The sequence below is a fragment of the Profundibacter sp. genome (genome assembly GCF_965277155.1).
Taxonomy (GTDB): Bacteria; Pseudomonadota; Alphaproteobacteria; order Rhodobacterales; family Rhodobacteraceae; genus Profundibacter.
Genome location: NZ_CBDIBV010000006.1, coordinates 20,200 through 31,792 on the forward strand (window position 1 = coordinate 20,200; position 11,593 = coordinate 31,792).

The 11,593-nt window shown below is 57.8% G+C and carries 12 protein-coding genes and 3 pseudogenes; 8 read left to right on the top strand and 7 right to left on the bottom strand.

The window, feature by feature from the left end; all coding sequences use genetic code 11:
• Positions 1-3: 3 nt before the first annotated feature.
• Positions 4-324: pseudogene (locus ACQY4M_RS06205) on the bottom strand (EamA/RhaT family transporter); the annotation flags it as partial.
• Positions 321-1,007, bottom strand: coding sequence for a tRNA (5-methylaminomethyl-2-thiouridine)(34)-methyltransferase MnmD (gene mnmD / locus ACQY4M_RS06210; RefSeq protein WP_428542166.1), 687 nt, complete (start codon positions 1,005-1,007; stop codon positions 321-323). The pseudogene ACQY4M_RS06205 and the gene mnmD, both read right to left, overlap by 4 nt.
• Here mnmD and ACQY4M_RS06215 point away from each other — a divergent pair.
• Positions 999-2,090, top strand: coding sequence for an NAD(P)/FAD-dependent oxidoreductase (locus ACQY4M_RS06215; RefSeq protein ID WP_428542169.1), 1,092 nt, complete (start codon positions 999-1,001; stop codon positions 2,088-2,090). The genes mnmD and ACQY4M_RS06215 overlap by 9 nt on opposite strands.
• Here the strand turns inward: ACQY4M_RS06215 and ACQY4M_RS06220 are convergent.
• The gene (locus ACQY4M_RS06220; RefSeq protein ID WP_428542172.1) at positions 2,077-2,880 is read right to left on the bottom strand and encodes an FAS1-like dehydratase domain-containing protein; all 804 of its coding nucleotides are present in this window, start codon (positions 2,878-2,880) and stop codon (positions 2,077-2,079) included. The two genes, ACQY4M_RS06215 and ACQY4M_RS06220, sit on opposite strands and share 14 nt — an antisense overlap.
• Before the next feature lie 36 nt (positions 2,881-2,916).
• Here ACQY4M_RS06220 and ACQY4M_RS06225 point away from each other — a divergent pair, with 36 nt between their 5' ends.
• Both ACQY4M_RS06225 and ACQY4M_RS06230 read left to right on the top strand, forming a co-directional pair.
• The gene (locus tag ACQY4M_RS06225) at positions 2,917-3,309 is read left to right on the top strand and encodes a VOC family protein (RefSeq protein ID WP_428542175.1); all 393 of its coding nucleotides are present in this window, start codon (positions 2,917-2,919) and stop codon (positions 3,307-3,309) included.
• Positions 3,310-3,318: 9 nt separating this feature from the next.
• Positions 3,319-3,939: an alpha-ketoglutarate-dependent dioxygenase AlkB family protein gene (locus tag ACQY4M_RS06230; protein ID WP_428542178.1), complete on the top strand. Its 621-nt coding sequence runs from the start codon at positions 3,319-3,321 to the stop codon at positions 3,937-3,939.
• Here ACQY4M_RS06230 and ACQY4M_RS06235 read toward each other — a convergent pair.
• A complete protein-coding gene (locus tag ACQY4M_RS06235) occupies positions 3,936-4,493 on the bottom strand; it encodes a TetR/AcrR family transcriptional regulator (protein WP_428542181.1) in 558 nt (185 codons plus the stop codon). The two genes, ACQY4M_RS06230 and ACQY4M_RS06235, sit on opposite strands and share 4 nt — an antisense overlap.
• 82 nt (positions 4,494-4,575) lie before the next feature.
• On the opposite strand from ACQY4M_RS06235, the gene ACQY4M_RS06240 reads away from it, so the two are divergent.
• Positions 4,576-4,953 carry a DUF3995 domain-containing protein gene (locus tag ACQY4M_RS06240; RefSeq protein ID WP_428542184.1) on the top strand — a complete coding sequence of 126 codons (378 nt, stop codon included), beginning with the start codon at positions 4,576-4,578 and terminating at the stop codon, positions 4,951-4,953.
• 234 nt (positions 4,954-5,187) lie between these two features.
• Here ACQY4M_RS06240 and ACQY4M_RS06245 read toward each other — a convergent pair whose 3' ends face one another.
• The 3 genes and pseudogenes from ACQY4M_RS06245 to ACQY4M_RS06255 form a co-directional block, all read right to left on the bottom strand.
• Positions 5,188-5,805 carry a COG3650 family protein gene (locus tag ACQY4M_RS06245; RefSeq protein ID WP_428542187.1) on the bottom strand — a complete coding sequence of 206 codons (618 nt, stop codon included), beginning with the start codon at positions 5,803-5,805 and terminating at the stop codon, positions 5,188-5,190.
• 5 nt (positions 5,806-5,810) lie between these two features.
• Positions 5,811-6,632: pseudogene (locus ACQY4M_RS06250) on the bottom strand (ABC transporter permease).
• Positions 6,633-6,713: 81 nt separating this feature from the next.
• Positions 6,714-7,940, bottom strand: coding sequence for an IS256 family transposase (locus ACQY4M_RS06255; RefSeq protein ID WP_428539582.1), 1,227 nt, complete (start codon positions 7,938-7,940; stop codon positions 6,714-6,716).
• Positions 7,941-8,187: 247 nt separating this feature from the next.
• On the opposite strand from ACQY4M_RS06255, the gene cysQ reads away from it, so the two are divergent.
• The 4 genes and pseudogenes from cysQ to ACQY4M_RS06275 all read left to right on the top strand — a co-directional run bounded on the left by cysQ (position 8,188) and on the right by ACQY4M_RS06275 (position 11,471).
• The gene (gene cysQ, locus ACQY4M_RS06260; protein WP_428542190.1) at positions 8,188-8,970 is read left to right on the top strand and encodes a 3'(2'),5'-bisphosphate nucleotidase CysQ; all 783 of its coding nucleotides are present in this window, start codon (positions 8,188-8,190) and stop codon (positions 8,968-8,970) included.
• 184 nt (positions 8,971-9,154) lie between these two features.
• Entirely contained in the window at positions 9,155-10,048 is an 894-nt protein-coding gene (galU, locus tag ACQY4M_RS06265; RefSeq protein WP_428542193.1) for a UTP--glucose-1-phosphate uridylyltransferase GalU, read from the top strand.
• Between the two features lie 18 nt (positions 10,049-10,066).
• Positions 10,067-10,348, top strand: a pseudogene (locus ACQY4M_RS06270) (NAD-dependent epimerase/dehydratase family protein); the annotation flags it as partial.
• Positions 10,349-10,427: 79 nt separating this feature from the next.
• On the top strand, positions 10,428-11,471 hold the full coding sequence (locus ACQY4M_RS06275; protein ID WP_428539221.1) for an IS5 family transposase: 1,044 nt from the start codon (positions 10,428-10,430) through the stop codon (positions 11,469-11,471).
• The last annotated feature ends 122 nt before the right edge of the window (positions 11,472-11,593 follow it).

The following is an 11,593-nucleotide window of genomic DNA, read 5'->3' on the forward strand; positions in this document are numbered from 1 at the left end:
GGCATAGCTCATGAATATGGCATGGGTTTCAGTCAGCCCCAGCAGCACGAAAGATTGCACTGTGACGCAGATTTCCGCCACCAGCAGCAGGGCGCGAAACGCTTGCAGCAGGGGTTTGCGGCTGCGGATGGCATTGCGCAATCCACCGGGGTTGCGCGCCGCGATGGCGATCACGAAGGCGGCAAAGAACCAGTAGCGGATCATCACCACCATATAGGTGTTGTACTGCCCCGCCAGATGGCGCGAAACGCCATCCTGTACTGAAAAGACAAAGGTGGTGGTGACCATCAGCCAGATGCCAAGGCGGATGTTTTGCGCGCTCATGGCAGGGTGGCCGTTGTCATGTGTCGTTTGCGCCCGAAACCTGCGGTGCGCGTGACGGTGAACCCCGCGGCTGCCAGATTTCGGCGCACGAAACCGGCGGCGGTGTAAGTGGCCAGCGTACCGCCCTTGGTGGTGTGTCGGGCGACTTCGGCCATCAGATATTGTTCCCAGAGTTCGGGGTTCTTGGCAGGGGAAAATCCGTCAAGGAACCATGCGTCTGCCATGCCTTCCCATGCGGGCAGGGTGGTGCGGGCGTCACCGATGATGATGTCCGCGATCAGGTCTTTGGTTTCGATACGGCGCGCACCCTTGGCCCATTCGGTCAGGAACGGGTCGGTGATGGCATGGGCTTCGGGGAAAGCGGCAAGGGCTTTGTCCATTTCATCCGCCGACATCGGGAAGGCTTCGAAACTGGTGAAGCGTAGCGGGGTTGTGAACCCTGCATGACGCCATTCCAGCAGGGCCGCAAACATGTTCAGCCCCGTGCCAAAGCCCAATTCGGCGATGCGAAACCCATCTGTAAACCGCACGGGCAGGTTGTTGCCTGCCAAAAACACATGCCGCGTTTCGGCCAGCCCGTTTTCAAGCGAGAAATATGGATCATCAAAGCGGGTGCTGACCGGCAGGGTGTCGTTGCGCCATGTCAGTTCTGCCGTCTGGTTTTGTGCGGATGTATGGGTCATAACGCCTTTGACAATGAACAGAAGGCGTTAGGTTTGGCAATGGTTGATGTGACGGTGATCGGGGCAGGGATTTTTGGGCTGTCGGTGGGGTATGCCTGTGCCAGACGCGGGGCCAAAGTGCGCCTGTATGATGATACCGGCGTCGGCGCCGGGTCTAGCGGCGGTTTGGTCGGGGCGCTGGCCCCGCATGTGCCCGAACGCTGGGACGAGAAGAAAGAATTCCAGTTTCAGAGCCTTGTGATGGCCAAGGAGCATTGGTGCGAGGTGGACCGGTTGTCGGGGCTGACGTCGGGCTATGGGCGGGTCGGGCGGTTGTCGCCGATCGTGTCGGAGCGGGTTCTGGAGCTGTCTTATGAGCGGCAGGAAGACGCGCGCGAATTGTGGCACGGGGTGGCGGAATGGCGGGTTGTGGAGCGGTCGCAATACGGAGCTTGGGCGCCCGATAGCCCGACGGGCTATCTGGTGCATGATACGTTAAGCGCACGGATGCAGCCGCGCGGGGCAGCAGGCAGTCTGGCGGGGGCGATTCAGGCGCTGGGTGGCGAAATTGTGGTAGATGACCCTGTGTTTAAGGGCGCGGTGGTCTGGGCCACGGGGTATCGCGGATTGCTGGCGTTGTCGGATGAATTCGAGGTCGAGGTTGGCAACGGTGTAAAGGGGCAATCGGCCTTGTTGCGCTATGATGCAGGGGACGTGCCGCAGCTGTTCGATGACGGGATTTATGTGGTGCCGCATCAGGACGGGACCGTGGCGGTCGGATCCACCAGCGAGCGATATTTTGATGATCCGTTGGCAGTGGACGGGTTGCTTGACGATGTGTTGCAACGGGTGTTCGGGGCCTTTCCGGTGTTGCAAGGGGCCGAGGTTCTGGAGCGCTGGGCCGGTGTGCGCCCACGGGGCCGGAAACTGGCGCCGATATTGGGGGCCTATCCGGGGCGGGACGGACATTTCATTGCCAATGGCGGTTTCAAGATCGGCTTTAGCATGGCCCCGAAGGTGGGCGAGGTGATGGCCGATCTGGTTCTGGATGGCAATGCGGGCGGGATACCTGACGGGTTCCTGGTCGAAGCTAACCTGCCGTAGCCTCCATACATAACCGTTCGTCCGACCCACGCACCCACAGGGATTGACCGTTCAGGCACAGGTCGGCCGTTTCGTGCTGAATCAGCGGGGCGGTGGCGCGGAAGGTGAAGGTGTTTAGCGGTCCAAGATGGCGTTCGGCCATCAGCATTAGCAGTTGCGCCAGAAGCGGGCCATGGGTGACAAGGCCCGCGTAACCCTCGACGTTACGTGCATAGGGTTCATCGTAATGGATGCGGTGGCCATTCATGGTCAGCGCGGAATAGCGAAACAGCAGGGTGGTGGAAAAGCTGTGTTGCTCGCAGATGGTTTCATCGGTTCGGGCGGTCGGGGCGACGGGTTTGGCGGCGTTCGGGTCAGGGTCGTTGCGGTAAACAAGGTCTTGGTGCTCGGTGACACACAGGGTGCCGCATTGGGTGATCTCGTGGCGCAGGGTGACAAAGGCAAGCGGGCCGGTGCGGCCTTGTTTTCGGATGATGGCCTCGATCGTGGTGGTCTTGCTGGCGGGGGTGCCGCTGCGCAAGGGTGCGTGAAACTGCAACCGGCCACCGGCCCACATACGGCGCGGCAGGCCAAGGTCGGGAATGAAATCGCCGGTTTTCGGATGGCCATCGCGGCCAAGGTTTTCAGGCGGTTGGCTATCCCAGAAATGGATCTGGTGCCAGAACGGCGGCAGGGCATCGCCGGGTTTTGGCGCTGGATCAGGCAGGGCAAGTGTGGCGTGCAGCGCTATGGCGCGGGCCGGGTCCATTGCACAGGATGTGGTTTGCGATTTGCCGATGAACTGTTGCATGATGGCAGGGTATCGATGTGGATCGGAGAAGGAAAGATGAAGTTAAGCGGGCTGGATCATCTGGTTTTGACGGTGGCCGATATTGACGCGACCGTGCGGTTCTATTGCGATGTTCTGGGGATGGAAGCGCAGCGGTTTACGCCTGTGGACGGCACAACCCGATGGGCGCTGAAATTCGGGGTGCAGAAGATCAATCTGCATCAGGTCGGGCGCGAATTTGAACCCAAGGCGAAACGGGCCACGGCGGGCTCGGCGGACTTGTGTTTTCTAAGCGATATGCCGGTTGCGGATTGGCAGGCCCATTTGACGGATCACGGGGTTGAAGTGATTGAAGGACCCGTGAAACGGACCGGCGCGCAGGGGCCGATAAGGTCGGTCTATCTGCATGATCCGGATGGCAATCTGATCGAGGTTTCAAACCGTCTGTAAGGGGGCATCATGCCGGAGCCAACACTGCGGGTGCGCGGGTTTCAGATATACAAGGGGTTGCTGGATGCGCCCGCGCAGGCCGCGATGATTGCGGATTTGCGCGAGGTGATGCGCCTTGCCCCGCCGTTTTCACCTGATACGCCCTATGGCAAGCCGATGTCGGTGCGGATGACCTCGGCGGGGGAATACGGCTGGTATTCCGATGCGACGGGTTATCGCTATGAAAAGCGGCACCCGTCCGGGGCAAAGTGGCCGCCGATCCCCGAAAGCGCCCTGAAGGTCTGGCAACAGGTGGCGGGGGTGGTGCGGGTGCCGGAAAGCTGTTTGATCAATTTTTATGGCGAAGGTGCGAAAATGGGGATGCACCGCGATATGGACGAGGCCGATATGCGCTGGCCAGTGGTTTCCGTATCGCTGGGTGATGACGGGTTGTTCCGGATGGGAGGGCTGACACGCAAGGGGGCAACCGATACGGTCTGGCTGAACTCGGGCGATGTGGTGGTGATTGGCGGCACGGCGCGTGCGGCCTATCACGGGGTTGACAGGGTACGTTTTGGCTCCAGCGGGTTACTGCCGCGTGGCGGGCGGGTGAATGTGACGTTACGGGTGGTTTATGGGTCTACGCCCTAGGGCTTTAGCAGATGATCCAGCAGGGCAGGCAGGTCGCTGGCCGGGTTTGCCAAATCGTGATGCGATAGCTGGTGCAGGCCGATCAGCGCGGCATAGAGGATGGTGGCACGTTGTTTGCTTTGCTGCGGGTTGAACCCGAGGGCGCAAAACTGGGTTTCGACGAATTTCAGCCGTTGGACATCGATGGCCTTGACGGCATTGGCGGCGGCGGTGTCGTAACGCGCCCAGTCGCGGATGGCGGCTTCGGCCAGATCGCCGCCATAAGCATCATTGGGTAGAGCGGTCGAGATATGCATCAGCAGTTGCAGGCGGGCTTTGGCATCAGAGGCGCCGGATTCGACCAGATCAATCACATCCTGCGTGGCGACCTGTTGCCAATGGTCCAGCATCGTCTGTTTCAGCGCAGGCACATCTTTGAAGTGCCAATAGAATGATCCTTTGCTGACCTTCAGCGCCCGCGCGATGCTTTCAGCGCGGATGGCCTGCGGGCCGCCAGTGGTCAGGGCGCGAAAGGCGGCCTGTATCCAGTCTGTGGGGGAAAGGCGATGTTTCATATTGGCACCATACGAAGACGTATTGACTTGGGCAAGGGGATGCATAACATACGATAGCGTATGGAATCGAAAAGGATGCGTGATGACACTGGTTGCGGCATTGATATTTGTGGTTTTGACGATGACGGCCCTGTTACATATCGCGTGGGCGTTCGGGGTGACATGGCCCGCAAAGGATGAACAGGCGCTGGTGAATGCGGTTCTGGGGGTGGAAGGGGCCAGCAAATTACCACCGCTGGGTCTGACGTTGGTTGTAGCGGGTGGAATGATTGCCGCGGGGATCATTGCGCTGTGGGGTGCGGGGGTAGTTTCCATGCCGTTTCCCGACTGGATTCGCTCCGCAGGGCTGGCAGTGTTGGCTGCTATCTTTTTGCTGCGCGGGGTAGTTACTTATTTGCCGTTTCCCATGCCCGCATCCCAGCCCTTTTACCGGCTGAACCGCCTGTTTTCGTCATTTTGAATCGTCTTTCTCATAAGTCGATCCACCTTAACAACTGGTCCGAATTTCCGCGACCACCTCTATTATTCGCCGCTGATATTGGCGATCGGGACCGGGTATCTGGCCCTTCTAAAATGCGTTTTTAGGGCATACGCGCTAAATTGAATTCATCGACCGGACCGAACGCGTTCGCTACCGAGAATGCTGCCTCGGTCCGGTCGATGAATGCTCGAACCCAATCAGGCGCGACACGCCTTAGTTGATTGAACAGCAGCCCGTATAATACTGGTTGCCAGATTGCCCCGAGATAATAAGGTCAATGGCAAAGCCGTAAACGCTCTCGCTCATCCCGTCGCTGCATCGGTTGCGGCTGATAATGGCTGTGATGTCTTCGTTGTTCCCCTGCATTTTAATGGCGTAAGACACCGCCTGCATGCCGATGGGTATATCTTCCCAGATCGGCGTGAAGGTGAGTGCGGGATTTCCCGCGATTTCAAACAGGGCCGTTTGGTTGCCGATGCTTAATCCCCAAAACGGTTCGTTTCCGCTACAGTTCAGCGGTTTTGGCAGGTATTGCGGGTTTTGATCCGGTTGGCGCGCCAGATAACGCATCGAAACCCAGCCACTGCCGCCGGGAAAGCTGACCAGACCCCAGCGTCCGTCATCGCTGACATTGACGATTTCGATATTGCGCTGGTTCGGGGCAAGGGTGTTGATAATCGGGGTCGAGGCAGATTGCCCCTCACGAACATTCAACACATCATCCGAGGCAACGCCCGTTACGTCATAGAGAGCGGGATAATCCACCCATCCGGCAAATGCCGAATTGGTATTCAGAACAGAAATAGCGAGAACGAGGAGGTATTTTAACATGGCTGTTACTTTCCTGCTGACCAACTGAGTGAAGCATGTTTGCGGGTGTAAAATTCGCCCATCAATCCGATCATCAACAACACTACAGACAATATAAGCGGGTATGAGTAATTGGTATAATGCGGATTATAGTTCAGGAAAGTATAGCCGCGCGCCTGATCAATAGCATGGAACAGCGGGTTCCAGTCAAACATCGACCTGCGGCTGGCCGGCAGCGAATTTGCAAGGAACATCTTCCCGGAGGCAATCATGTTGGCCCGTGAGTAAACTGTTGTGACAATGCCGATAAGCGCGGGCGCCCACGGTTTTGCGGCAAGCAATACTGTGCCAATTGCAACCCCCGAAAACCACGCAACAAGCAGCATACCCAACGCCGGGATCGGCTCGTAAACCACCACGGGGGTAAATGCAACATGATAGATAAACAAAACCACCGACAATGATAGCAATTGGATGTATAAGGATCCTAGTGCGGCAGCCGAGATTGCAACCAGAGTGTTCATCGGGGCGTGCTTCATCATTGCCTATGTCGGCCCTTCTGAACCAGAAACTGCGGACAATGTTTTTGTATGGGTCATGAAAAGGAAAATACCCGACATGATATACAACAAGAAGTCGCCACGCACAGACGCACCTCGCAGTCCCAAAACCGAGAACATTACATAAAACGCCATTACAAAAATGATCGTCTGCATAATGTTGGTAATGAGCGCAAAAATAGCATTGCCATGGCTTTTGCGCACGCTGCGGACGGTGGCGTGATAGATCAGGTCCAGTAATCTTGCGCCTGAATGAAGGCCACTGGTTGTTGTTTGCCGCTGGAACATGATTGAAACTTATCCGGTTGTGTCTCGAAAGTGGTGGAAATTGATTTCAGGCACCTCCGAGCGGGTTGAGTTATGCGCCGGTCAGGCGGCTTGGTCAAGGGTTGCGTCGGCGACGGGCTGAGCGAGCGTTTCCCAGCCATCGACCTTTCGCATGACGATCTGCCCCGAGGCCATCAGAGCCCAAAGCAGCATCGGCACGGTCTCGGCGCATGGCAGCACGGTCTGGGTCTTGATGCGGCGGCGGAATTCCTCGTTCAGGCGTTCGATCGCATTTGTCGTTCTGGCCGATTTCCACTGGCCTTGTGGCAGACGCGTGAAGGTGAAAAGCTTATCTCCTGCTTCTTCCAAGCTGTCAGCGACGGCCTTGCATTTCAGCCGCCATTTTCGCAGAAATGCCTTGCGGCGGGTGGCGATTTCCTCGGGTGTTTTGGCGTAGATCATGTCGCGGTAATCTTCTGTCAACTCATCATGCATACGCTTGGGTGCCTTGGCCAGAAGGTTGCGGTGCTTGTGCACCGTGCACCTCTGGATCGGCAGATCTTCACCCCAGAGGGCAATGAGAGCGACCTCAAGTCCCGGTGCCCCGTCCACGATGACAAATTCGGGCCGTTTCAACCCGCGCGCATCCAGATCGTTGATGAACTGACGCCAGGCGGAGGTGCTTTCGCCGCCCATGTTCATCAGTGATAACAAGACCTTCTGCCCATCCCGGCGCACGCCAATCGCGGCCAGAACCGAGATATTGGTGGCCTTCCTGTCAATCCGCGTTTTGATCACGGTGCCGTCCAGGATCAGCCGCACGATGTCTTCATCCGCAAGGCTGCGGGCGCACCACGCCTGCCAGTCCACCTTCACCTTGCGCCAGGCGCGGCTCACCACATCCTTGCTGACCGCCCCCTGAAACAGGCCGAACAGGGCGCGTTTTACCCGCCGTGTGTTGGTGCCCGAAAGGTAGACAGCAGCGATCAGCGCCTCGGCCTTCTTCGTCAGCCGCTGGTAGCGGGGCAATGCCTTCGAGCGCCATTCTCTGGCCTTGCCGGCCTCGCCTGTGATCCGCGCACGCGGCACGCGCACCGTTTCGGTTCCAAATGTTCCGACCAGTTGCCGCTCGCGATGCCCGTGGCGGTATCCGGCCTTTGCCCCGCCGCTGCGGCCATACCGGCAACGGCCCAGAAACTGCTCCAGCTCCTCTTCGAAAACCGCCTCGATCGTCGCGCGGATGTTCTGGCGCAGCCGGTCTTCAATCGGGTCATAGCCTGCTTCATTGGCCAGTAGCGCGGATGTCGATGTTGCTGTATTCTTTGTCATGGCGTGATCTCCTTGGCGGTTCCAGCCGCCGGTTGGGTGGCTTCGATGCACCCGGAGATTACGCCGTCCTCGAATTTCCACCAAACTCGCGACACTACCACTTATCCGCTTTTGACTGCCATTGCATTAATGTTGCATGGAATTCTTGCCGTTCCTTTACCCTGCCAACATAAAAGGCCTAAATAGGATTGGCAATAACACCCGGTATTTCGGGCAACCCAAGGAGAGAACATTGGATTTTGACAGGATGAGCACTCTTTTCCGTCGTCTGGCGCTAGAGGCCGGAGACAAAATCATGGAGATTTATGGCCGTGATGATTTTCAGGTGAAAACAAAATCTGACGATAGCCCCGTGACAGTTGCCGACGAGGCCGCCGACGAAATCATTTCGGCAGGATTGCAAGAGGCTTTCCCCGACATTGTTCTAATCACCGAGGAACAGGCGGATTCGCACAGTGCAAAAGCGGATAAATTCATTATCGTTGACCCGCTGGACGGCACCAAGGAATTCATCAAACGGCGCGGCGATTTTACTGTTAATATTGCCTATGTCGAAAACGGCATACCGATCAGAGGTGTGGTTTACGCACCGGCCCGCGGGCGGCTGTTCTATACCGATGCCAGTGGCCAATCGGTTGAAGAAACCGGTGATTTCTCCAAGGATAGTTCGGGTCCGGTTGCCCCCATTTTCGTTTCGATGCCGGATAATGAGGCGCTGATGGTCGTTGCGTCGAAATCTCATAGGGATCAGGCGACAGATGATTACATCGGTAAATATAAAGTGAAGGATTCCAAAAGTGCGGGATCGTCGTTGAAATTCTGCCTTGTGGCCACCGGCGAGGCCGATCTTTACCCCCGTGTCGGGCGCACGATGGAGTGGGACACAGCGGCCGGTCACGCCGTGCTGGCGGGTGCGGGCGGGCAGGTAGTGCGCTTTGATGACCATAGCCCGCTGCTTTATGGAAAAGAGGGCTATGCCAACCCGTTCTTTATTGCTTACGCGCCTGGCGTAGATTTGAAGCCCGCATAGCGAGGGGCGGTAAGTTGTATTGCAACCTTGAAGGGGGAAATTGGCAGAAATAGCAACAATTGATGCAGCTTTCCCCCTGATCAACAATTTGTTTAGTTGCTATTCTTGGGTAATTAACGCTTTGGGCGTAATCAGAAACAATGCTATCTCTTGTCAGCAAGAGACCAGAAAACGAGTGCGATACATGAAGCGTAAAGTTACTAAGGCCATTTTCCCTGTTGCCGGTTTGGGAACAAGATTCCTTCCGGCCACGAAATCTGTGCCAAAAGAAATCATGACTTTGGTTGACCAGCCATTGATCCAATACGCGATTGACGAGGCGCGCGTGGCCGGGATCAAGGAATTCATTTTTGTAACCTCGCGCGGCAAAGGCGCACTTGAGGATTACTTTGACATCGCCCCGACACTGGAAGCCAGCCTTCGCAAGGCTGGCAAGACAGAGCTGCTTGAAACGCTGAAGAGCACCAATATGGAAAGCGGTGCGATTGCCTATATTCGCCAGCACAAGGCCCTTGGGCTGGGCCATGCCGTGTGGTGTGCCCGGCGCCTGATCTCGAACGAGCCTTTTGCCGTTATTCTGCCGGATGATGTTATTGCCGCCGAAAAACCCTGTTTGCAGCAAATGGTCGAAGCCTACGAGGAAACCGGTGGTTGCATGGTCGCTGCGATGGAAGTGCCCAAGGAAAAGGCCTCGGCCTACGGGGTTCTGGACATCAAGGAAGATATGGGGGCCATGGTTGCCGTAAACGGGATGGTTGAAAAACCCAAAGCCGAGGACGCGCCATCAAATCTGGCGGTGATCGGGCGATATATTCTGACGCCGCATGTGTTGCGAAATCTGAACAAGATCAAGCTGGTCGCGGGTGGCGAGGTCCAGTTGACCGATGCCATCGCGCGGGAAATTGTGCAGGGTCGCAAGGTCTATGGTTACCGGTTCCGCGGGCAACGGTTTGATTGTGGCTCCAAGGCCGGTTTTTTGCAGGCCACGGTTGCCTTTGGTCTGGCACGCGAAGAATTGCGGGATGAATTTTCGCAGTATTTGACAGAAATGGTGTCGCTGCAAAAAGCGGCGCAATAAGATACCGGGCGGTGTAATTTGACGCATGTATTGGTCACTGGCGGGGCGGGTTACATCGGCTCGCATGCCTGCAAGGCGTTAAAGGCGGCAGGTTATGTGCCTGTCACGGTGGATAATCTGGTTACCGGCTGGGCCGACGCGGTGAAATTCGGCCCGTTCGAGCAGGGCGACTTACTGGACGGTACCTTTCTGGATCAGGTTTTTGAAAAATACCAACCAGTTGCCGTGATGCATTTCGCGGCGCTTTCGCTGGTGGGCGAAAGCATGGAATTGCCCGGTAAATACTGGCGCAACAATGTGAAAGACCTCTGCATAACATCGGGATTCCCCCGGGTTGGCCGTTTTGGTAAGCTAGCCGGGAAATCTCTGGGGTGAATAGATGGACCTTTTCCTGCACGAAGCGGCGGCACGGATCGGCGCGGATGACGTTCTGTCGAAGATCGACGCGCTGATGGATTGGAACTCGTTTTTGCCGATCCTGCGGCGCGGTCTGGGGCGCTCGGGGATCGGGCCTCAGGGCTATGATCCGCTTGTTCTGTTCAAGTGTCTTCTGGTTGGCCAGTGGCACGGGCTGAGCGACCCGAAGCTGGAGCGGGCCTTGAAGGTGCGGCTGGATTTCATGCTGTTCTGCGGGCTCGATCTGCACGCGTCGGTGCCGGATGAGACGACCCACTGCCGGTTCCGCAATGCGCTGGTCCGGGGTGGCGTTTACGATGAGCTGCTGGCCGAGGTCTGCCGCCAGATCGAGGCGCATGGGCTGAAGCTGAAAGAGGCTGAGGCGGCGATCATTGATGCGACCCTGATCGCGGCGGCGGCGCGCCCGCGCACCCATATCGACGCCCCGCAGGACCGGGCAGAGGACGGGGCAAGGGAAGGGACGCCGGATGATCCGCCCGAGGTCTCACCCGACGGGGCACAGCTGCATTTCAGCGCCGACCCTGATGCCCGCTGGGTCAAGAAGGGCCGCAAGAGCACGCTCGGCTACAAGGGCTTTGCCCGCTGCGACGAAGAGGGCTTTATCGACAAGGTGCACACCACGCCCGCCAATGCCGCCGAAAGCCCCGAATTCGCCACCATGATCGCGGGCGCAAAGGCGCAGCGGGTGCTGGCCGACAAGGCCTATGCGAGCAAGGCCAACCGCCAGATGCTGCGCGGCAAATACCGCGACGGCATCCTGCGCAAGGCAGCGCGCGGCCGCCCCCTGCGGCAATCGGAGAAACGCTTCAACCGGCTGATTTCGAAACGCCGCTTCCGCATCGAGCAGACTTTCGGCACGATGAAACGCCTCTTCGGCCTGCAGCGGGCGAGATATTTCGGGCGCGCCAGGGTGCATGCCCAGATGGTCATGGCCGCCATCGCGCAAAACCTGCTCAAGGCCGCAAACAGGATCACCCTCAACCCGCAAACCCCCGCAATCGCATAGCCCCAAACCCCGCCACCCGTCTGTCCGCCGGACCCGCAGGGGCGCAAGGTGGGCGGCCGATATCTTGCTTCAACCGAAAGCCATGGCCTCATGCAGAGGTCTTAGGACGCGTTTTTCCAAGC